Source organism: Nostoc sp. C96, from assembly GCF_059384975.1.
This window is the reverse complement of sequence record NZ_CM182020.1, coordinates 2,883,227-2,906,394: the sequence shown is the minus strand read 5'-3', so window position 1 is coordinate 2,906,394 and position 23,168 is coordinate 2,883,227. Positions and strand designations below refer to the sequence as shown.

The following is a 23,168-nucleotide window of genomic DNA, read 5'->3' as shown; positions in this document are numbered from 1 at the left end:
TAAAACCTTCCAAAAAGCGCGGAGAATAATGGTTGTGAAATTAGAACGACCTATTTTAGTGGGAGGATTAGGACTTTCCTTTTCCCTTTGGATGCTACAAAGTTGGCATGATTCCATCGTACAGCTAGGTGAATTTGGTTTATTGAGTACCCTGGCTGTTGGTGGTGGCTTGTGGTTATGGCAGCAAAATCGCCCAAAAGTCAGTTTAGAACAACTAGATTGTACACCTGTAGATCGGGCAACAGCAGAAAGTGCGATCGCCAAAGCTGAAACAGTCATTAACCAACTCGCACAAGAAGCAGAAAACCATATATCCTTAAATACACTGCGAGAACAATTAGCTTACTTATCCTCGGAGTTAGACAGACAAGAAATTAAAATTGCTGTTACTGGTGGTAAAGCTGTTGGTAAAAGCACTTTAATTCAAGTGTTGAAGTCTAGTGGTTGGCAAGAAAAACAGCCCCAATTCCACTTTCAAGAGACAGCACCTTTGTTTAGAGAAACAACTGACAAGTCAGATACAGCAGTTTTGGCAGAAGTATCAAAATCTGATGTTGTCCTGTTTTTAACCAATGGTGACTTAACTGAAACAGAATTCCAAACCTTACAACAGTTAAAAGCTGCTAATCAGTCTATAATTCTGGTTTTTAACAAACAAGACCAGTATTTAGCTGATGAACGCGCTAGTGTTTTGCTGTCGTTACAACAAAGAATACCAGGCTATGTAGTAGCTACGGCGGTATCCCCTATTCCCATAAAAGTGCGGAAACATGAAAATGATGGTTCTGTACAAGAATGGATGGAACAGCCAGCACCAGATACGGCACAACTAACCCAGCAATTAAATGCTGTTTTAGCACAGCAAGGGCAAAAGTTAGTTTGGACAACCACAATGAGAACAGCTTTAGCGCTGAAAGCTGAAGCTAAAAACTGGTTAAATAAAACCAGATGCGATCGCGCTACTCCAGTTATTGAACAATATCAATGGATAGCTGCGGCTACAGCCTTTGCTAACCCAGTACCAGCATTAGATATACTGGCGACTGCGGCAATTAATGCCCAGATGGTAATCGACTTAGGTAATATTTATCAGCAGAAATTATCTCTAGAACAGGCACAAACCGTAGCTGGCACAATGGGAAGTTTGATGCTGAAACTAGGTTTAGTAGAACTTTCAACAAAAGCCGTGAGTACTGTTCTTAAGAGTAACGCCATTACCTTTGTTGCTGGTGGTTTAGTGCAAGGTGTTAGTGCTGCTTATCTCACCAGAGTAGCAGGATTGAGTCTAGTTGAGTATTTTGAGCAGCAAGAAATAGCATTAGATTCGGGAACTGCTTTAAATCTCGAAAAATTGCGCCAAACCTTAAAAAAAGTGTTTCAGCAAAATCAGCAGATGGTTTTTCTACAAGGTTTTGTTAACCACGGCGTGAAACGTTTATTGCCACAAACACCGCAGATGGAACTCGTTAGTGTTGAGAAGCCTATTGGTTAAGTGGAAGATTACGAAAAAGGAAATAGTTATTATTTAACTATTTCCTTTTTCCTGAAAAATTTAATTTCTGACTACACCACAAGTTCTTAACGCTAATTGCAGAATAAAATCATTCTGCTAATTAACGGACTCTGCAAAAATCTTAGTATTCCATGTTGAATTTTGCTTATAGACAAAATCCATACATGAATTCATGGCTTCTGTATAAGCTTCAAATGTTAACTCTACTATTGTTATAGCTTGCTGTCTTTGCTCATCGCTCAGTTCTAATTGTTGAAAGAAACTCACAATAGTTGGCGTATTCATGTGGTGATGTTCTTCTTCATGCAAATGACGCATACCAAAATAACGATAGTCTTGACCTGTAATTTCTTGAAGTTCTAAAGCTACTGGCTGTGAGATGTTAAAAAAAACATTTGCTGTAACTTCAGCTACCTGCATTGCTACAAACTTAAAGATAGGGTCTGCCTGAAAAGTATGATGATATATTTGATAACAAACCATGCGTGATTTTAAAGTTGCCTCACCAAAACTAAATAACATTGCATCCGTTAGTTTGGAACAATGATGAAGCTCCAGCTTTTCTATATCTTCTAACAGCCATTGCCAATGAAAATGTTCTTCATAGGTATGTTGATTTAGTAAAGCTTGAATTTTGTTAGTTGTTGGTTCTTCTCGAAAAACATAATTGCATAATTCCCCAAAACCCATAGCTAAGGGAATAATGATTGGAGCAAAACTGAGTCTGTCTCTAGGATGTATGCTTTTATTTTGCATAAAAGAAAATAAAGGCAACTTAGCAAAATCTTGCTTTTTGGTTTCAATTAATGCCAAAACCTGCTGCATATTTTCAGTCCTAATGTTAATTACGAGCAATATTAACGTTCCATTGCTATTGCAATAGAATTAAAAAATAGAGCAATACAACCCATTTGCATCTATACCCTTCATCGCAGAGATATATGCAAAAGGTTATTTTGGTAAGGTTAGCTTGACACCAAGGATATTTGTTGTAGTGAAATTTCGTCAGTCACGCGAAAAATTTTTGGTCAATTGATATCAGTCATCTATCCAACTTTTTAAACTTGAGACTCAACTTTTATTTTCCCAATTTGTCTAAATAAGGAAAATTAACTTTAATTTATTTTTTTGAGATCCATAGGTTTGAAGATACTTCAGTTTGTTTATTTTAACATTCTAAGCTTTTTACTAAAAAAAATATATGTGATTATATTCAATCAAAATAAAATCCTTCTCCAGATATATATTTGATATTAATTTAGTGAATTACCTGAGAAATACGCTTGCTATTTGCTGTACTTCAAGATATCTAGACATAAAAAATTTCTTCATGAATTTATTATGTTTCTATTGAAAATTTACGTAGTATTCGCTATTAGCTATTCATGACTGATGATATTAAGACTAAGATAATGGGCAAACTAATTATAGGTATGTAGTTTAAAGTTATCTCCATTGGGAAAACGATGAAGCATTTTAGGATTTTGCATTCTTCAAAGTTGTCTTTGCGGCTGATTCTGATTGTCCCCTTTGTTTTGCAAACTTTTGCCGCAGTTAGTCTAGTAGGTTATTTATCGTTTAGAAACGGTCAAAAAGCCGTTAATGACCTTGCAGATCAGTTGACAAGTAAAGTGAATGGACTTGTAGAACAGCACCTTAATACATACTTAGCTACTCCTCATCAGGTTAATCAAGTGAATTTAGCGGCCATAAAGCTAGGAATGTTGAATTTACAAGACTATGATCTTGCAAGTCGCTATTTCTGGAAACAAATGAGAGTGTTTAACATTGGCTATATTAGCTTTGCTAACCCTAAAGGCGAATTTATTGGTGTTGAACGTTTAGATAATGGTCAGCTGTTAATTAATGAAGTTTCTGAGACAAGCAGCATTGGTAAACTTTATATTTATACAACAGACAATCAAGGAAATCGTAATCAGTTAACAGAAATCAAGGACTATGATCCGCGTGTAGAAGCTTGGTACGCAGATGCTGTCAGAATAGGTAGACCAGTATGGAGCAAAATTTATCAATGGGAAGATAAACCAGAAATATTTTCCATATCTTCTAGTTATCCACTATATGATGGCTCTAACAATATTGTTGGTGTAATTAGCGTAGATTTATTACTCACTCAAATTAGTGATTTTTTAAAAAATTTAAAATTCGGTAAACAAGGAAAAGTATTTCTTTTAGAAAGGTCTGGATTAATAGTAGCTTCTTCAACTAATGAAGAACCATATAATGTGATTTATGGTAAAGCACATAGGCTATCAGTCTTTAATAGTAAAAGTCATTTAATTAAAGGTATAGCTGATTATTTACAACAAAATTTTGGCAGTTTTCAAAAAATTCAGGATACGCACCAATTTACCTTACAACTTCATGGTGAACGACAGTTTGTGAAAGTCACACCTTGGCAAGACAAACTAGGATTAGATTGGCTAGTGATTGTGATTGTTCCTGAAACTGACTTTATGGCAGAAATCAATGCTAATAGTCATACAACAATTTTGCTGTGCGTGAGCGCATTGATTGGGACAACAATATTGGGAATTTATACTTCGCGTTGGATTACTCAACCTATTTTAGATTTGACTCAGGCTAGTAGTGCGATCGCCTCTGGCAATCTTGACCAAAAAGTCGAAATTTCTGGTGTCAAAGAACTCAGTATTTTGTCTCAATCATTTAATCAGATGGCAGGACAATTAAATGATTTTTTTACAGCTTTAGACAAAACCAATCAAGAACTAGAAAAACGTGTTGAATTAAGAACTAAAGAACTAAAAACTGCGAAAGAAGCAGCTGATACAGCTAATCAAGCAAAAAGCGAATTCCTTGCCAATATGAGTCATGAACTTCGCACACCACTGAATGGTATTCTTGGCTATGCACAGATTCTCCAACGTGATATTAAAGCCAGTACTGAACAACAAAAAGCTATCAAAGTTATTTATCATTGTGGTTCTCATCTATTAATGTTAATTAATGATATTTTAGACATTGCGAAAATTGAATCTAAAAAAGTAGAACTATATCCTAATATATTTAACTTTCATGATTTTTTACTAGGTGTATATGATATGTGTCGGATTAAAGCCGAGCATAAAAATATTAGCTTTATTTATAAACTCAGTGAATTAATACCTACTGTCATTCATGCAGATGAAAAACGTTTACGCCAAGTCTTATTAAATCTTTTAGGAAATGCTATTAAGTTTACAGAGCATGGTGAAGTTAAGTTGAGTATAGAAGTAATTAATTGTGATGTGCGAAACATAGAGCATCAATTCAACACAATCAGATTCCAAATAGAAGATACAGGAGTTGGCATATCCTCAGAGCAATTACAGAAAATTTTTCTGCCTTTTGAACAGGTAGGAGATAGTTATCATAAAGCAGAAGGAACAGGCTTAGGTTTGGCTATCAGCTGCCAAATTGTGGAACTGATGGGTAGCAAAATTCAAGTAGAAAGCAACTATGGTCAAGGTAGTAAATTTTGGTTTGATATAGATTTCCCAAGAGTTAAAGATTATCTATCATCTGCGATTCCACATCTTGACAAAGGTAGCAATCACATCATTAGATACAAAGGAAATCAAAAAACAATTTTGATTGTAGATGATGTTGCGGATAATCGTGCTGTGATTGTAAATTTACTCAAACCAGTTGGATTTTGCGTCATTGAAGCTCTCAATGGAAAAGAAGGCATTAGTAAAGCACAAGAGTACAAACCAGATTTAATTATTACTGACTTAGGAATGCCCATAATGAATGGATTGCAAATGACACAAGATTTACGTGGACGCACAGAATTTGCAGCAACAGTAATTATTGCTTCTTCTGCTAGTGTATTTAATTTAAATCGCCAACAAAGTTTAGCAGCAGGCTGTAATGATTTTCTCCCAAAGCCTGTACAAGCTGAGGAATTATTTACTCAAATAAAGTCTTATTTAAAGTTAGATTGGATTTATGAAGATATCAATTCAAATCAGCATATTCCTTCAGATGATAATGATCATATCATCTTTCCTCCTGCAACGGAACTAGTGAATTTATATCAAGCAGCTAAATCTGGTTATGTTATGGGCATCCGAGAAGAAGTAGATCGCATTCAAAAATTAGATCATAAATATTTAAATTTTAATAATAAAATTTTAAAATTAATAGAAGAGTTTGAAGATGAAGCTATTGTAGAACTGCTAAAACCATATTTCTCATAGAAAATCAAATTTGTTTAATCAATATTTCAAAAAATGAATAACTCAATTTTAGTGGTTGATGATGTACCAATTAATATCAAAATTTTATTGGAAATATTAACGCAAGCAGGTTATAGAGTTTCTGTTGCCAAAAATGGCAAAAGTGCCTTAGAAAAAGTTGAAGAGGCGATACCTAATTTAATTTTATTAGATGTGATGATGCCTGGTATGGATGGGTTTGAAACTTGTCGCCTTCTGAAAGCCAACCCAAAAACGAAAGATATTCCAATTATATTTATGACGGCACTTTCCGAGCCGATAAATAAAGTTAAGGGGTTGCAATTGGGAGCAGTAGACTATATTACGAAACCAATTGAGCATGAAGAAGTATTAGCGAGAATTAATGTCCATTTAGAACTGCGGCGAACTCAATTAAAATTAGCGCAAGAAGAAAAAATGTCGTCTTTAGGACAACTAGTTGCAGGTATTGCTCATGAAATTAATAATCCAGTAAACTTTATCTCTGGTAATTTAGTTTATGCTGAGAAGTATATTGCAGATTTATTAAAATTGCTAGAATTGTATGAAAATCATATAAATATTTCGATTACAGAAATTAAAGATTTCTCTAAAAAAATAGAACTAGATTTTCTCAAGCAAGACTTACCTCAACTTTTATCTTCAATGAAGAAAGGGTCTGATCGTGTTGAACAAATTGTGCGATCGCTCCGTCTATTTTCCCGATTAGATGACGCAGAATATCAGCTAGTTGACTTACATGAAGGTATTGATAGCACTTTGGTGATTTTAAGCAGTCGGATTAAAGCTACAACAACACGACCTGCTATTGAGATTGTTAAAAAATACGGCGACTTACCTTTAATAGAGTGCTATGCAGGAAAAATCAACCAAGTCTTAATGAATCTTTTAGCTAATGCAATTGACGCTATTGATGAAGCTATAGAAAAGCCAGAATCGAATGGGAGTGAGCCAACTCCAACTATTTGGATTAACACAACAGTGATAAGTGAGCAAAAATCTGTGTTGATTGAGATTGCAGATAATGGTATTGGTATGTCTGTTGATGTGCAGCAGAGAATGTTTGAGCAGTTTTTTACAACTAAACCCCTAGGTAAAGGTACTGGTTTAGGGTTAGCGATCGCGCGGGAAATCATTGTGGAAAAACACGGAGGCTCTTTAGAAGTCAATGCTTCACCGGGACAAGGCGCTAAATTTGCGATCGCTATTCCTATTCGCCAAGGTAATGACTGATTTCTACTGAGTTTAAATAGAAAAAACAATATTTTTAGGTTCTAGCTGAAAAAGTTCATAATACTCAACCAAAAATTCTGGATTCTCATCCTTTTTTAATTTCTGAAATTAGACTACTCAATTCGTAGTCAGTCCTGATTCTTCTATTGCTGTTGGAAATTTTCAGCCAAGACATAGCTTGTGAAGAAAATTTTTACAGTAATAGTAAAAGATGCTGCTGGTTTGGGAAAAATAATTAACAGGGAATAGTAGGTACAAGCTTTATCGCTATATTAATTTTTTCACCGTATATTTACTTAATTATGATGCAAACTCTTCTAGAGTTTTTGTACGTGCAACTACTATCAACTTATCAAGTCCTGTTTTAATATCTCAACCCAAAACATTCAAATGCTGAACTTACCAGAAAATAGTTTAATTTTAATAGTAGATGATACTATCACCAATCTAGAAATTATATCTGACGCATTGACCACTGCTGGATTTGTCGTCACTACAGCGAGAAATGGTGAAAAGGCACTTCAGCAAATCCAGGACACATTACCTGATTTAATTTTACTGGATGTGATGATGCCTGGTATCGATGGATTTGAAACTTGCCAAAAATTAAAGACAAATCCCCTCACTCAAGATATCCCAGTAATTTTTATGACTGGAATTTCCGATATAGAAACTAAGGTAAAAGGGCTAAATTTAGGGGCGGTTGATTATATTACTAAACCATTTCAAAAAGAAGAAGTATTAGCCAGAATTAAAACACATTTACAACTGCGTTATTTAACAAAAACTTTAGAGCAAAGAGTTACCGAAAGAACGTCTGAACTTTCCCAAGCTTTAAAAGACTTACAAGCGTATCAAATCCAAATCATTCAGAAAGAAAAAATGTCTGCTTTAGGTCAGTTAGTTACAGGTATTGCTCACGAAATTAATAATCCAGTTAGTTGTATTCATGGAAATCTTGATCATACTGCTAATTATTTTAATAACTTAATTAAAATAATTGACCTTTATCAACAAAACTATCCTGAACCTGTACCTGCTATTCAAGCAGAAATTGCTGAAACAGACTTAGAATATATGCGTTCTGACCTACCTAACTTAATTACTTCGATGAAAGAAGGCGTTCAACGCATTCGCAATATTAGTACTAGTCTACGAAATTTTTCTCGTCCTGATAAAGATCGGAAAGTATTCTGCAATATTCATAATGGTATCGACAGTACAATTATGATCCTCAAGCACCGCTTAAAAGCCTCAAAAGTTCGTCCAGAAATTGAAGTTATCAGAAATTATGGTAATTTACCTTCTATAACTTGCTTTAGCGGTCAATTGAATCAAGTGTTTATGAATATTTTAACTAATGCCATTGATGCTTTAGAAGAATCTAATATAGGGCGGGGCTATAGTGAAATTGAAAAGCATCCTAATCAAATTTGGATTACAACTTCCTTAAGTGAAGACAAATACAATGCTGTAATTCAGATTAAAGATAATGGAGTTGGTATGTCTGCTGATATCCAGCAGAAAATATTTGAGCATTTGTTTACGACCAAATTATTCGGTCGAGGTACCGGGTTAGGGTTATCAATTGCCCATCAAATTATTGTGGAAAAACATAAAGGTAAATTGGATGTATATTCTGTACCAGGGAAAGGTTCAGAATTTACGATTACTATTCCAATTCACTAGGCTGACAAATGACGATAATCTTGACTAACGATGATGGTATTGATGCTCCTGGAATCAAAGCGTTGCTGAGGGCTGTTAACAGTGAAAATGTGATTGTTGCTGCGCCCAAAGATCATCAATCAGGTTGTGGACATCAAGTTACTACAACTCGCTCTATTAATATTCAACAGCGTTCTGAGAAGGAATATGCGATTGCTGGTACTCCTGCTGATTGTGTGAGAATTGCAATATCGCAAATTTGTCAAGATGCCCAGTTTGTCTTATCTGGCATCAATGCTGGTGGTAATCTTGGCGTTGATGTTTATATTTCTGGGACTGTAGCAGCTGTGCGAGAAGCTGCTATGAATGGTATTCCGGGGATTGCTATTTCTCACTATCGTAAAGCCAAGCAAAATTTTGATTGGGAACTAGCGGCAAAATTGACGGCTGAGATATTAGCGGATTTAATTCAGCATCCTCTAGAAGCAGGATGCTTTTGGAATGTGAATTTGCCACATGTGCAGCCAGGAGAGCCATATCCCAAAGTGGTATTTTGTCAACCTTGCACCAAAGCCTTGCCTATTGATTACCGCGTGAATGGCAATGATTTTTATTATGTAGGGGAATATGGTAAACGCGATCGCACTCCTGGTAGTGATGTGGATGTTTGTTTTTCAGGAAATATTGCCATTACACAATTAAGAGTGTGAAATTGTCGATCAGCCAGAGAACAGGAAAACAAGAAAAAATAGGCTTATCTGACACTCTAAATATTTTCAGTAACTCATAACTATTTAATTTTGGCTCCTTCTGCGTCTAACCTTTGCATCAAAGATGTTAATTTGTCTAGGGTATGTGTAAGTTGGGCTAGTTTCTGCACCGTATAGTCTTGAGATTGAGCTAAGTTTTGCAAGGTATCACACAAAGCAAAAATTTGATTGCCTTGTTGCTGTAGCTGCTTTCCTTGTGCCTCAACCTGCATACTGAGATGATCTAATCTGTCGGCGAGACTTTCAATTGTCTCAGTAGTAGTTAGTACGGCTTCGCCAATTTGTTCAACAATAGATTCTAAACGACTAACTTTAATTTCGACTCCACCTGAAATCATATTCCCACCATCCCATCATAAAAATATTAATCCTTGTTTCTAGCCTGGGTGTCATTTTTTACTCATACTGATGTACATAATTTATGACATCTGCTCAAATCTACAAGAGGTGCTATCTGAAGTTAGTCTGAACAAATCATTTCTAGGGATGTGCAGCCTTTACTACTTAGAGATTTTTCTGAGATACTTCAGTTTAGCGAGAAAGTTAAACGAATCAATTAGTAGCTAGTTTTAACATTCGGTCATCTTTTTATACAAAATTTTTATACTTAAGTACTCTTCAAAAAAGATATAAAAAAAATTTACATAAATTTTACAAATTGTCATTTATTTAGTAATCTTGATGAAGATTAAGTAAATATACCGTAAAAAAGCCCTTGAGAGCAGAATACTAAGTTTATATTCGGAAATAAATTTGGGTAAAATTACCCTGGTTAATCTACCTTTGGCTAGACAATGTACCAAACACCATTACAAAGCGTTTGTCAACTTGCTATTGACAGAGGTTGGGAATTAGATACACCCCACTATTCCGTAGATTCTAAATTCAAACGTTGTTTAGATATTTTAGGGAGTTTAGTGGGTTTAATCATTTTGGGCGTTGTGTTTATACCGATAGCGATCGCCATTAAACTCGATAGTAGAGGCCCAATTTTCTTTACTCAAGAACGTTATGGACTTCAAGGACGACCTTTTAAGCTCCGTAAATTTCGTTCAATGGTTAGCGATGCGGAAAAACTCAAATCTCTCGTCAAAAATGAAGCTGACGGATTAATCTTTAAAAATAAAAATGACTTCCGAGTTACAAAAGTAGGGCGTTTTTTACGTAGCACCAGTTTAGACGAATTGCCACAATTTTGGAACGTGCTTGTAGGTGAAATGAGTTTGGTGGGAACACGTCCACCTACTGCTGATGAAGTAGCCAAGTACAATCAACGCCATTGGCAACGTCTCAATGTCAAACCTGGTTTGACAGGGGAATGGCAAGTTCATGGACGTTCTCATGTCAAAGATTTTGAACAAATAGTTGACTTAGACTTGCGTTACCAAGAAAAGTGGCATCCATTGTACGATTTATTGTTAATTACCAAAACCTTCTACGTCATCTTTGGTAAAGTTGGGGCGTTTTAAATTAATTAGTTGATCCAGGTTTTTAGAGAGACAAGGCCAAGAGCGCAAATAGCAAAGCCCACTAAACTGATTTTTTTTGGCAAAATATTGAGTAATTCTGCTTGACTAACCTGAGCAGCAATTTGGCTGACACTCATTAACACTGCATACTGTGTCAAAGCTGCACCAAAAATATACATAACTGAGGGCATTATTCCTGCCCCAATAATTGATTCACTATTAAAATAACCTTGAAATAAACCAGCGATCGCTGTTAGTATCAGCAGTGTCAATAAATTAGGCTGCTTGGATATAATTAGCACCAAACCAAAAGCAATACTAACAATCGCGATCGCTATTTCTGTGAATGGTAAGTTGATCTGCAATAAATGAATGAGTGTGCCGAAAATGTTGGCGGATATCAGCACAGTAGCTATCCATCTCCCACGCGTTTTCCCAACAGCCAGCCAACCAATTGCCAATATACTGACTAACTTATCAAAGGCCAATACCGGATCTGCCATTCCCCACAAAAAGCCATCCCAGGAGTTAGAGATTTCATGGAGAGATGATAGTCCAGTCCATGAACTCAACAAACTAATGATAACTAAAGCAGCGATCGCACCAACATAACGTTGGAGTAATTTATCTTGGAACATAAAATATAACCCATTAGTTTTTCGGTATCTTATACTGCCCAAGTACCCAAAAAAACTAACGCGATCTTTACCTGATTTTACGTAAGTTTGACAAATATTTTTTGACCTAACCCTCTCCTAACCAGGATGTTAAGAGAGGGATGTTTGCTCTATGTCAGATCACACTGATTTTTTATGAATCCGTTGAGCATCCGACAGCACTTCGGATGCGCTTGAGAAAATCATTACTATTTGTTACAGTAATCTCCCAAAGTTCTGTCCAGCTTGCTGTTTGAACATCAGACAACTTCAAGCCGACCAAAAATGCCTTTTCTTTCGGAACAGCTAGTGTTCTTCGACGTTCGCAGTAACTTTTTAAAGCACTACTTGACTGTTGACCTGATTTGCACTCTATCCAAATGAGTTCATTATTCACAAGGAACAGCAAATCTAATTCAAACTTATCTCCATTTTGGAAAACAATCTGAGGATTTCTCAAATATTGATATTGTAAACCTTGCGCTGCCAGTAAATTGGCTACTTTTTTGTAAACAAATCGCTCAAACCATCCTCCATTTAAAAACTGTGTGATCTCCGCTTTGCCTATTTGTGGTGCAGCATGGATAACTTTTTGCTTTTTGTCGTAGTAATAAGAGTCTAATAATGATTGATTATGTAAATTTTGGCAAAACTGAGTGCATAGACTAACTGATTTTTGACTACTGTTAGCTAAGTTGAAACTGAATTTCCTCCCAGTTTGTAAACTTTTAATTATTTGATAATGCAAAGGCTCTAAAATCGTATAGTTTTCGCCTAAAATCACTGCTAAATTATCAAATATGTCATCTATTGGTAAAAATTCATGAGCAGATTCTACTTTCACATTGCGAGTATTCAACCAAGCAATCAAATCTGCTACATTTGTTGATTGTGTATTATCTGCATGACTAGACTGAGAACTAGATTGAGAGCTAATTTTTGCCTTAATTACAGGTTGAGGCTTAATTTTAGGTTGACTAATTTGAATTTTAGCAGGAGCTTTGACTTGACCTTGCAGTTGCTGAAATTGATTTTTTAATGTGATAACTTCCCCATTAATTACTCCTAAATACGACTCCAAGTGAGTTTCAACTATCTGCTTAACATCCTGCTCCTGTCGCTTTCTCAGAATTGTTACTCCTGCTGCTCCTACAGTGCTACCGACTAAAGCTGCTCTAATTCCACTAGCAGGTAATAACAGTGATGCTGTGACACCACAGCACAGTGTAATTGCTCCCGCTAATAATCCAGGTGTGAACGATAATTTAGTGATGCTATTTCTAAAGTTTAAAGATTGTAATGCCATGATATCTCTCTCTAGACTTGTAGATAGTACTGTCAATTTTTGAGTTGGCAAAACTGGTGAATGCCATCTTCATTTCCTGATATAACTAGCTACTGTCAGTACTCCATTTTTATTCATGGCAAAGTGCCAACAAGTTATAAAATTTAGGTATGGCAGCCTCACAGCTACTACTCTGCAACAAGTCCTACCCTAGCCTGCAATCTGCCAAACTACTGCATACATAAGTTTCGGCTAGGTTGCAAAATTAGTGCCGACAGAAATTCATAAAGTAATGTAACGAATAAACAGTAAAATCACGCAGTAATTTTATTCAGATGAATTAAAGGCAAATTCTATGAGTAGAGTATTTGAACTTGCTCAAGCTGTAAAATTGAGCTTGATTGTAGGTATGACAACTGGCACCTTATTATTAGGAAGCCATCTCAAGGTTGATGCTGAGTCAAGAACAACTGCACATCGCCAACTGCAAAATACAAAAGTCAAGCTGGCGCAAAATTCTCCAGCTATTAGCCGTTTTCAAACCTTAGCAGAAGCTGATGAACTCTACCAAAAAGGACAATTACAAGCAGCAGAAAATCTCTACCGCAAAGTGAAGCCTGAGTTTGCAGCCACTGAGAGGAGACGCACAGCTATTTATGAAGTTGAGCAACTACCGGGTGATGGTCAAGTATACTGGCGTAATGCTAACGAAGGTTTACAACAAAATTTAGATAGCAAGATTTTTCTGCCTCTGCAACTGTTACTGAGTAATTATCCTGAGTTTATCAAGGGTCATTTACTGTTAGCTGAAGCTTGTGATAAAAAACCTGAAGCTTGTAAAAGTAATGCTAAAGATGGACAGCCAAAAAATGCTTTGGAAGTTTTAGAAAGAGCAGTAGAATTATATCCTGATGACCCGGAATTGCTCAAAGCGAAAATTACAGCTTTGGCAAAAGAACAACGGTTTTTAGAAGCTTCCATTGCAGCACGACAATTTGCCACAATTTATGTCGATTATCCCGAAGCTCCAGAGTTTGAAAAACTAGCTGAGAAAAATCTTCAACGTCATCACTCCAAGCTGAATGATGATTTACGATTCCAAGGTATTTTTAGTGCAGTAGTAAGTGGTGTAAAAGCATTTAGTACAAAAGATTGGCAATCGGGAGTTTCCGGTTTTGAAACGATATCTATGCTTTTGCAAGGAGAATCTGCTTTTGGTAAAGAAGTTGCTGATAAATTAGTTAAGCAATATCAACAAGAAGGTAAGTTATTAGAAGACCCTCAAGTTCTTAATTATGTGCGAGGAATTGGTGGTAGACTAGAGCCTTTAATGGGGCGCAAGTTTGACTATGAGTACTATGTGATTCAAGATAGTGCGATTAATGCTTTTGCCTTACCTGGAGGGAAAGTATTTGTAAATGTGGGGGCAATTTTAGGAACTAATTCGGAAGCAGAGTTAGCAGGCTTGTTGAGTCATGAAATTTCTCATGCAGTGCTTTCTCATGGCTTTCAACGTGTTGCCCAAAGTCAGTTTATTAGCGGTTTAAGCAATGTAATTCCCATTTCTAATATGTTCCAAGAAATGGTGGGTAAAGAATATAGCCGCGAGAACGAACGCCAAGCTGATATTTTAGGGACGCGAGTATTAAATAAGGCTGGTTATGCTGCGGACGGCTTGCGTAATTTAATGGCAACACTTAATGTCAAATCTGGTGGTAAAGAGCAAACTTCTTGGCAATCAACTCACCCGGCTCCAGCGGAACGGGTGGCATATTTAGAAGGTTTAATCAAGAGTAATAATTATAATCGTTATGCCTTTGAAGGAGTGAAGAAACACCAAGAAATTCAGAATTTAATCCAAGGGATAGCTCCGAGTCAAGATAGTAAACCAGCCGCATCTCAGCCAGCGAAAAAACCGCCAAAAGGTAAGCCAAATAGTATAACTAAACCAACACGCGGAACTGTGGCGATCGCCGCCGGACTAACCAGAGATAATATAGAGATTCGGATAGATGGCGGTAAGGTGGAAAGTGATCGAAACTTCACTATCAATTTTATTGTCGAAAATCGTAGCGATCGCGCCTTTGCATTTATACCTTTATATGCTGAAGTGATAACTGAAAGTGGCAAAAAATTAAAAACGCGCTTTTCATCAGCCCAGGCGCAAGTTCCAGCCGGGGGAAATATCAAAGGTGAGGTACAAGTATTAGGGCAATCTTGGAATAGTCAAGGTTCACAAAATCTCACTTTAGTAATTAAAGAAAGTACTGGTGGTGGGCGAATTTTCCGTATCCCTTTCTAGAATGAATCCACTTTTGAAAAAACAACTAAACCCGCATACGCGGGTTTTTATATAGTGACTATTTTATTGGGGACAATAAAGCGTATATTTCCACTGAGTACTTGATATATCCTTATTTCCGATTACTTCTACCTTAACTCGCCCAGAATTACCTTTAAACTTGGCAGATATTTTATTACTACCTGAAACAAAATCTGTATCTATGAGCGTTTGCCCTTCATAGGTGACTTTTAATCTATCGGGAACTTGATACATTTCATAACTGATATTAATTTGACCTTCATTAGCTGTGAGTTGAATTTCTCGACTATCACCTTGTTGACCACCACTTACTTGTTCTTGGTCGCAAAGTTTTAAACCCTTTGATGTGGCTTGATAAACTTGTAATTCAATTGATTCAATTTGATTATCGAATTTTTCAGTTTTATCTTCTTGATTTTCTCCATTATAGTTATATCTTTGTCCAGGATTGAGATTGACTCCTTGAGGATTTTTAGCTGAAAGAACACTTGCGATTCCCGCTATTACATCTACTTGAATACCGTTAGGAGTATTGCGAGTTTGGAATAAGTTTTTATCTTTACTTTCAGGGGCAATAACTACTTCTTCTATATCAGAATTGAGAACATGAAGCGCACAAAATTTAGCTTTTTGGGTTTGAGATTGTTCCCAAAGTTTAGCTATCACATCTTTGATTGTGGAACCACTACCTTTATCAGTGAATGATTGATTGTTTGTACACTTGATAATGGCGGTTAAATTTTCATTTCTTACACTCCATTCATCTCTTGTAATCGCTGCACATTCCTTACCACCACTCGTCTGGCATTGTTGCATTGGTTCTTCACAAGGCTCATTGGCTGAAACCCCACTCCAACCACGACCATTAGCAGCAAGCACACTACAATATTGCAATTTAGTTCCAGAACTTTGGGCTATGAATAGTTGTTTAGCTGGCTCAAAATTGGATAAATTTTTATCTATAGATTTTGTTTGATTACGCACACCTCGCTGTATACGAATACCATATTCACAGGCGCGTTTCCCAGTACCTTGATTTGCCCATTCAATTAGTAATGAATCTCCAGATTTAGCTGTACAAGGTAAGTAATAAAGTGTTAATTGTTTATTTTTAGTACTAGCTTGTAATTGTAGTCCCATATCCTTGCCAGTCACATCTTGAAAGCGTAATTGGGCGAAGGATTTACCATTACCAGGAAGGAATAAAGTATCATATACCTTTTGTAGAAAAGTACCAACCACTGCCGGGCCATAATTAGAACCGCGTCGAATTGACAGTTCATGATTGCCTAAAATTTGGTAAATTTCTCCCTTTTCTGGGACATTAGCATAACTATCTGTTGTTGCTGCCACAGTATACAGAGGAATCATCAAAGTAGCGATCGCATACATTAATCTTCTGTGTTGCTGTTTTAACTTTCGGCTGATCATCACTGACTCCAGAAAACTTTAACTATGTACATATACTGGGAGAATTCTGAAAATATTCGTAGGTATTGCACCACCATTCTTGAATATTATGTAAAGATAATTTGTAAATCATAAAAATAGAGTTAAACACGTCACTTCATGCACCCTCGTCAAGAAATTGTTGAGATTTTTTCCAGCTTTCTGCAATTTTCGTCAGGCGGTTCCATAAAATGGGTCACGGATAGCACGCTCTATCGCAATATGAGTAATTACTTAAATCAGTCCCCTTCAGCAGAACGTTCCCGATCTGATTGGGCGTTATACTGGCACAAAGTTTGGCAAAATCAACCAACAAGTATGGCGAGGGGTCATTTGTTTGCATACTTGCAAGAAGTTGGTTACAAAGCCGCAGCTAAAGTCAAACCGAAATTTACGTTGCCACAGTATACTTTAGCGGACTATTTTCAGATAGCGATCGCTTATATTGATAAAGTTTTCACAGGATTTGACCCCCTGCGACAAACCAATTTAGAAGCTTTTGCTTACACAGCATTTTGCAATCTCATCAAAGATGGGTTACTCAAAGAAGGGCTAGAGGAAGCAAGTATTAGAAGCGATTGGTCTTTGTTGCTGCACAGTAGTCAAAAACTAATTCATCAAGCTTTAGCAAAGCGTGGGTTATCCACCACAGAAATTGCACCTTACATTTTTGCTTGGGAATGCTTCAAGGTGATTTATGCGCCCAAAAAACCCAAAGGGAACCGCCAGCTTACCGCCCCTGATGCAAGTGTATGGGAAGCGATCGCCCAACTTTACAATCAAGAACGAATTGCACAGTTACCACCATCAGATGCTAAAACTATCAAAAAGTGGCTAGAAGCTTGTATTAAAGCCATTCGAGCTTATATGGCTCCACCGACTGCTTCTTTAGATGCGACTCTATTCAACGAAGACAATACATTACAAGATATCTTACCCAGTAGCGATGCCACCCCCTTCACAAAGCTACTAGATGAGGAAGAAGCGCAAATCCGCAAATCCTTATGGAAACAGATAAATTCGCTGTTAAGCAATACCATCACCAATCTTGACGCACAGCAACAAGCCCTACTGAAAATGTATTACGGTGAAGGACTTACCCAAAAAGAAATATCTGTAAAGTTAGGGATATCTCAACCGACTATTGTCCGCCGACTCCAGAAATTCAAATCCGAATCCCTCATCACATTAGCTCAATGGTCGCAAACCACCCAGAATATTTCTCTGACACCAAACGTAATTAATAACATGAATGGATTAATTGATGAATGGCTGGAACAATACTACAAAAATACCAATGAAGTATAGCAGCGCCATCATTGATAAAAATCCTGTTCTCTGCGTTCACCGTTCGCACAAATTCTTCCTGTGGTTTGTAACTTTCACCAGATATTGTTTTATGAGTGACCAACAAAAAGTGATTGAACTAATCAAACGTCTGCCGCCAGATGTCTCAATTCACCACATAATTCAAGAGATTGAATTCCTCGCAGCTATTCATGAAGGAGTAAATGAAATTAGCAAATACAAGGAATATCAATTGACACAGTTGAACAGATATTAAATCATGAACTATCTTAATTCTCTACCTATATCAACTGCCCTCGATCCATGTGTAGAGATTTCTGAAACCACACAAGATGCAGTTTGGCAGCAAAGTCAAAATTTTTCCACACCCAGCACTCAATTACAAGCTTATTTAAATAGACTTTGCTTGTTAACTATTTTACCTTGGCTAGAAGAAATATGGGGAATCATAGCCAAGCCTGCACCAAATATTGCCACCCTTAATAGCTTTTGGGAAGTGGTAAATGGTACAGCCATTACTATTAATCAAACTCGGCTAGTATTAATCCCCAGTTTAGCAATTGATGTTAATGAAATTCGCGTTCCGCAAGAATGGGTTGATATTCCTAGCTGGGCTGGTGATTATTATTTAGCAGTGCAAGTGAATACAGAAGATGGATGGATAAAAGTGTGGGGATACACAACCCATCTGCAACTCAAACAACAAGGTAATTATAACCCAGGCGATCGCACTTATTCTTTAGACAACGAAGACCTCATCCACGACTTAAATATGCTGTGGATAACGCGTCAACTTTGTCCTGATACTGCAACTAAAAATGAACTTCAACTTCTCCCTAACATACCACTAGCCCAAGCAAATAATTTACTAGAAAGATTAGGTAATCCTACATTAGCCTTTCCTAGATTGGCAGTTCCTTTTAGCTTATGGGGAGCCTTACTAGAACATGGTGGTTGGAGACATAAGTTATATGAACTACGCTTGGGAATTCCCGAACAGTGGTCAATTATCCAATGGGTCAAAACTGGAATTTCTGATTTAGCACAGCAAATTGGCTGGGGTTATTTAGATTTTGAAACCAATTTTAATAGTAGAGGATTCTCACCAAATAATGAGCCTATTATTTTGTCGCGTCATCTGATAATTGCTGGTAAAAATTATGAGTTACAAGTCAAATCTCTAGGAGATACCACAGCCACAATTTGGTGTATAGAATTACATAATTTATCTTTACAAGGTTTAATTCCCAGCGGATTTAAATTGCGCTTGTTAACTGAAGATTTACAACCATTTCCAGATAATGAGTGCGTTGCTGATGCACCGACAGAAAAGTTAGCAATTGAATTAGAACTGGAAACAGGTGAAGGTTTAGTCTGGGAAATTGAACCAACACCAGAAAATTATGAGCGAGAAATATTGAGATTTTAAAACTCCATCAACTCTCAGCGTACCTCTGTGTTTAAAAAAATAGTCACTACAATTTGACAATCTATACTTAACTTTTAAAATATGCCCCGTGCCATTATCCAAACAGATGTAAAAAAACTTTGGTGTCTACTTATTGGTATTAATGAATATCAAGATAAAAATCTTCGTTCACTGCGTTACGCAGTTGCAGACTGTCAAGGATTCGCTCAGGCGTTAAAACAAGCAAATCACAAATTTATCCAAACAGAAATTATTGAGTATCATTCTCACTCTGCCGAAACACCATCACTAGCAAAAATTCGCACTAGTTTCCAGCAAATCGTTAAATCTGCTAACCCCCAAGATACAATTTTATTCTACTTTTGTGGACACGGAATGCTGGAGTCGGAAAGTCAGCAGGCGGTGTTGTGTTTAACCCATACTCAAATAGACGATTTACTCAACACTGGGTTGACAATGCAAGAACTTTTAACAGTGTTAGGTAATTGTCAAGCTGCTCAACAAATAGTTGTGTTAGATGCTTGTCATAGTGGCAGTTTTACCCTAAGAAATTCACCAACTCCGCAGATGTTAGAACAGTTGCAAAAAGTGGCAGTTCAGAAAAAACAGACAGGCTATAATCAAGGATTTTATGCCTTACTTTCCTGTGATAAAGAGCAGTTATCTTGGGAATTTCCTGATTTGGGTCATGGAGTATTTACCTATTTTTTGATTCGTGGATTATTAGGTGAAGCGGCTGATTCTAGAGGAGAAATTGAAGTTAAGTTACTTTATAAATATATTTATCACAATACCCTTCAGTATATTGATAAACTCAACCAAGGACTGCGGTTAATTAATCAACAAAAACGTAGCCGTGGTGAAACTGATGGTTTAAAAAAAGAACAACCACAGCAAACTCCCAAATTGATTGTAGAAGCAGTGGGGGAATTAGTTCTTGGGTATAAAGCTACAGAACTTGAGATGCGATCGCTCCGGCAAGCTTTAATAGTAGATGGACTATTAGATGGGGAAATAATTCCTGAGATTAGTAAAATGTTGGCTGGTGCGGGTGGCTTTGACTTGAAATATTGGCATCCCCAGGTGAGAGATTTACCAGATGTCCGCCAAGCGATTCAAAATTGCTTACTAAATCAGGAATCTGAGGAACGTTTAGAAGATACCACATCTCTACTTTACCTGCGGGGACGAATTACAGAAACAAACACAGGTGAAGCTCTTTTAGTAATAAGTGATGAAATAAAAATCAGTCGTGATTGGTTGCGCCAAAATCTGCGTCAGTCAAATATTGCTCAACAAATTGTGGTTTTAGATTGTCTTGTAGACACACCAAATAGTGCTTCTCTCCAAAATTGGCTAGAAGATTTGCAACAAGAATCAGAATTTAGTCAATGTCTAGTTATTGGTGCGGCGACTGCTGAAAATGACGAAGAATTTGCCACAGCTTTGTTCACAACTTTGCAAACAGCCAACGTGCAAACAGGTTTATCGGTTGCTGGCTGGATTATGGGTGTACAGCGCGAACTTGCAGAAAGCCAAATTTGGCGAAATTATTGGTTAGGCGGAATGCAAGGAGTAATTGAAGTTTTACCTGCTACTTTACAAAAAAAATCCCAACGCGTTGATTTAGGGATTTGTCCCTATATGGGATTAAGAGCTTTTAGTGAAAAAGATGCACGATATTTTTACGGTCAAGAAGCGCTCACACAAAGGATAATTAATGAAGTTAATCATAAGTCTTTTTTGGCAGTAGTTGGTGCTTCTGGGAGTGGTAAATCTTCGGTAGTTCAAGCTGGATTAATGGCGCAAATGCGACTAGGAAAACAACTTCCTGGCAGTGAAACTTGGTTAATTAAATATTTACGTCCTGGGGAAAAACCTCTGGAAGAATTAGCCAGAATTATGGCAGATGGGGAGGAAAACCCATTACAAACCGAAGGATTATTACATTTAGGTGGTGAAGGTTTTGTCCATTGGTTACGCACCAGAACTGAGCCAATGATGGTTTTAGTGATTGACCAATTTGAAGAAATTTTTACGCTGGCGGCTACAGGCGATCGCCAACTTTTTTTAGATATCCTTTTAGAAGCTTTAGAATACGCAGCCGACCGCTTTAAGTTAATCATTACTCTCCGCGCTGACTTCATCTCACCTTGTCTAGAATTACCTCGATTATCGCAAAAATTACAAGCATCTCATGTTTTAGTTCCACCCCGACTGAGCGAAGAAAATTATCGGCAGATTATCGAAAAACCAGCACAGCAAGTAGAATTAAAAGTCGAGTCAGGTTTAGTGGAATTACTGTTAAGTGATTTACAACAATCGGCTGGAGATTTACCATTACTGCAATTTGTTTTAGAGCAGTTATGGGAACAACGTAACCAAAGTACTGGGGAATTAACAGTCTCTGCATATCGGGATAAAATAGGCGGGATTAAGATAGCGCTAGAACTCAAAGCTCAAGCAATTTATGATAGTTTATTGCCAGAAGAACAGAAAATAGCGCAATGGATTTTTCTCTCTTTAACTCGTCTCGGACAGGGAACAGAAGACACTAAGAAACAAATCAAAAAATCGCAGTTATTACAAAGTAAATATCCTCCAGTATTAGTAGAAAAAACTTTGCAAAAGTTTATTGATGCTAAACTAATTGTCGTGAACTTACCAGAAGATGAAACAAATATTGGGCAAAGTCGCACGGCCGATCAGATTTCTCAAGAATTAGAACTGATCAAAAGTGAAGTCACTATAGAAGTAGCTCACGAAATTTTGATTCGCCACTGGTCAAGCTTGCGTTGGTGGCTGGATGAAAACCGCGATCGCTTGTATCAACAAGAGCGTCTAGAAAAGAAACGCAAAGAATGGGAGCAAAAGAAAAAGCACCCGGATTTTTTACTGCAAAAAACTCAACTCACTGAAGCAGAAGCATACTATCAAAAATACAAAGATTATCTCACACCCCAAGAGAAAGAATATATTCAAGTTAGTAAACAAGCGCGGCGAAAAAATCGTTTCTTGCTAGGTAGTACCAGTACTATTACATTATTATTAATTGTTGCTTCTGGTATAGTTGCTTGGCAACAACAACAGCAGAATCAGTTGGCTCAACTTATCCGCTATAGCTCATTTAATATTATTACCCCAGATATTGCTAAAACTACAATTAATAGTCTATCGTCACTGCTAAATAATGCAGACCAACATCAAAAAGCTGGTGATATCAATCAAGCATTAGATGACTATCGGCAAATTTGGCGCATCACTCTTAACTTACAAGAAAAAATTAGCCAAGACCCACAAAAATTTGCTGATATTTTAAGTCAAAAAAATCAACTGCAACAAGCATCAAAAAAAACTGAAAAATTCTTAGCAGAAATCATTAAAAAAACTAGACTTTCTACTTTAGAATCTGAACTCCAACAAGGTAAATTTGGTGATTTAGTTGAAACTAATTTTGCCAAGTTTGAAAATCAATATACAGGCGCACTCAAAACATCTTATGCAATTTTGATGCGCGAACAAGGTGCGAAAGCTGATGTAAATAATGATGGTTATCTGACAGAAGGGGAAGAAAAACTTTTGCCTTGTGCAACGCTTAAAGATATAGAAGAATTATGGCGCAAATATACAGAAAACCGCTGTAATTGGGAGGATGAATCTACTTGTAGAGAGTTGCAAGGACAAAACCTCACCATTAAATTATCATTTCCGCCCAGTGCTTATCTTTTAAAACGGCGCTGGGAGGAGTGTCAAGTTAAATAAGAATTCAAAAATAATTGCTATCAACTGAGCAAATGTCTCTCCTCAAGCAAGATGGTCAGTTA

Annotated in this window: 16 protein-coding genes; 11 read left to right on the top strand and 5 right to left on the bottom strand. The window is 36.8% G+C overall.

Features of this window, described 5'->3' with window-relative positions:
• The first annotated feature begins 28 nt into the window (after nt 1-28).
• Complete coding sequence (locus tag AC504W_RS12475; RefSeq protein ID WP_494877980.1) at nt 29-1,492, top strand: YcjF family protein; 1,464 nt, start codon at nt 29-31, stop codon at nt 1,490-1,492.
• Between the two features lie 117 nt (nt 1,493-1,609).
• On the opposite strand, the gene AC504W_RS12470 is transcribed toward AC504W_RS12475, so the two are convergent.
• Nucleotides 1,610-2,338: a hypothetical protein gene (locus AC504W_RS12470; RefSeq protein ID WP_494877979.1), complete on the bottom strand. Its 729-nt coding sequence runs from the start codon at nt 2,336-2,338 to the stop codon at nt 1,610-1,612.
• A 641-nt stretch (nt 2,339-2,979) separates the two neighbouring features.
• Between AC504W_RS12470 and AC504W_RS12465 the strand changes: the two genes are divergently transcribed.
• The 4 genes from AC504W_RS12465 (at nt 2,980) to surE (ending at nt 9,365) form a co-directional block, all read left to right on the top strand.
• Nucleotides 2,980-5,736 (top strand): ATP-binding protein, encoded by a 2,757-nt coding sequence (locus AC504W_RS12465; RefSeq protein WP_494877978.1) that lies wholly within the window; start codon nt 2,980-2,982, stop codon nt 5,734-5,736.
• A 33-nt stretch (nt 5,737-5,769) separates the two neighbouring features.
• Nucleotides 5,770-6,987 carry a hybrid sensor histidine kinase/response regulator gene (locus tag AC504W_RS12460; RefSeq protein WP_494877976.1) on the top strand — a complete coding sequence of 406 codons (1,218 nt, stop codon included), beginning with the start codon at nt 5,770-5,772 and terminating at the stop codon, nt 6,985-6,987.
• Between the two features lie 390 nt (nt 6,988-7,377).
• Nucleotides 7,378-8,676: a hybrid sensor histidine kinase/response regulator gene (locus tag AC504W_RS12455; protein ID WP_494877975.1), complete on the top strand. Its 1,299-nt coding sequence runs from the start codon at nt 7,378-7,380 to the stop codon at nt 8,674-8,676.
• Between the two features lie 8 nt (nt 8,677-8,684).
• On the top strand, nt 8,685-9,365 hold the full coding sequence (surE, locus tag AC504W_RS12450) for a 5'/3'-nucleotidase SurE (RefSeq protein ID WP_494877974.1): 681 nt from the start codon (nt 8,685-8,687) through the stop codon (nt 9,363-9,365).
• An 80-nt stretch (nt 9,366-9,445) separates the two neighbouring features.
• On the opposite strand, the gene AC504W_RS12445 is transcribed toward surE, so the two are convergent.
• Entirely contained in the window at nt 9,446-9,763 is a 318-nt protein-coding gene (locus AC504W_RS12445; protein ID WP_494877973.1) for a hypothetical protein, read from the bottom strand.
• A 456-nt stretch (nt 9,764-10,219) separates the two neighbouring features.
• Between AC504W_RS12445 and AC504W_RS12440 the strand changes: the two genes are divergently transcribed.
• Nucleotides 10,220-10,894, top strand: coding sequence for a sugar transferase (locus AC504W_RS12440; RefSeq protein WP_494877971.1), 675 nt, complete (start codon nt 10,220-10,222; stop codon nt 10,892-10,894).
• Nucleotides 10,895-10,899: 5 nt separating this feature from the next.
• Here the strand turns inward: AC504W_RS12440 and AC504W_RS12435 are convergent, their stop codons facing one another.
• Nucleotides 10,900-11,532 carry a HupE/UreJ family protein gene (locus AC504W_RS12435; RefSeq protein ID WP_494877969.1) on the bottom strand — a complete coding sequence of 211 codons (633 nt, stop codon included), beginning with the start codon at nt 11,530-11,532 and terminating at the stop codon, nt 10,900-10,902.
• A 172-nt stretch (nt 11,533-11,704) separates the two neighbouring features.
• Nucleotides 11,705-12,856, bottom strand: coding sequence for a Card1-like endonuclease domain-containing protein (locus tag AC504W_RS12430; RefSeq protein WP_494877967.1), 1,152 nt, complete (start codon nt 12,854-12,856; stop codon nt 11,705-11,707).
• A 334-nt stretch (nt 12,857-13,190) separates the two neighbouring features.
• On the opposite strand from AC504W_RS12430, the gene AC504W_RS12425 reads away from it, so the two are divergent.
• Nucleotides 13,191-15,137, top strand: a complete 1,947-nt coding sequence (locus AC504W_RS12425; RefSeq protein WP_494877966.1) for a M48 family metallopeptidase — start codon at nt 13,191-13,193, stop codon at nt 15,135-15,137.
• Between the two features lie 63 nt (nt 15,138-15,200).
• Here AC504W_RS12425 and AC504W_RS12420 read toward each other — a convergent pair whose 3' ends face one another.
• Entirely contained in the window at nt 15,201-16,589 is a 1,389-nt protein-coding gene (locus AC504W_RS12420; protein WP_494879627.1) for a hypothetical protein, read from the bottom strand.
• Nucleotides 16,590-16,829: 240 nt separating this feature from the next.
• Here AC504W_RS12420 and AC504W_RS12415 point away from each other — a divergent pair, with 240 nt between their 5' ends.
• From AC504W_RS12415 to AC504W_RS12400, 4 genes are all read left to right on the top strand, one after another.
• Nucleotides 16,830-17,915: a sigma-70 family RNA polymerase sigma factor gene (locus tag AC504W_RS12415; RefSeq protein WP_494877963.1), complete on the top strand. Its 1,086-nt coding sequence runs from the start codon at nt 16,830-16,832 to the stop codon at nt 17,913-17,915.
• A 91-nt stretch (nt 17,916-18,006) separates the two neighbouring features.
• The gene (locus AC504W_RS12410; RefSeq protein WP_222838805.1) at nt 18,007-18,171 is read left to right on the top strand and encodes a hypothetical protein; all 165 of its coding nucleotides are present in this window, start codon (nt 18,007-18,009) and stop codon (nt 18,169-18,171) included.
• Between the two features lie 3 nt (nt 18,172-18,174).
• A complete protein-coding gene (locus AC504W_RS12405) occupies nt 18,175-19,344 on the top strand; it encodes a DUF1822 family protein (protein WP_494877962.1) in 1,170 nt (389 codons plus the stop codon).
• 81 nt (nt 19,345-19,425) lie between these two features.
• Nucleotides 19,426-23,106: an nSTAND1 domain-containing NTPase gene (locus AC504W_RS12400; protein ID WP_494877961.1), complete on the top strand. Its 3,681-nt coding sequence runs from the start codon at nt 19,426-19,428 to the stop codon at nt 23,104-23,106.
• Nucleotides 23,107-23,168: the final 62 nt, after the last annotated feature.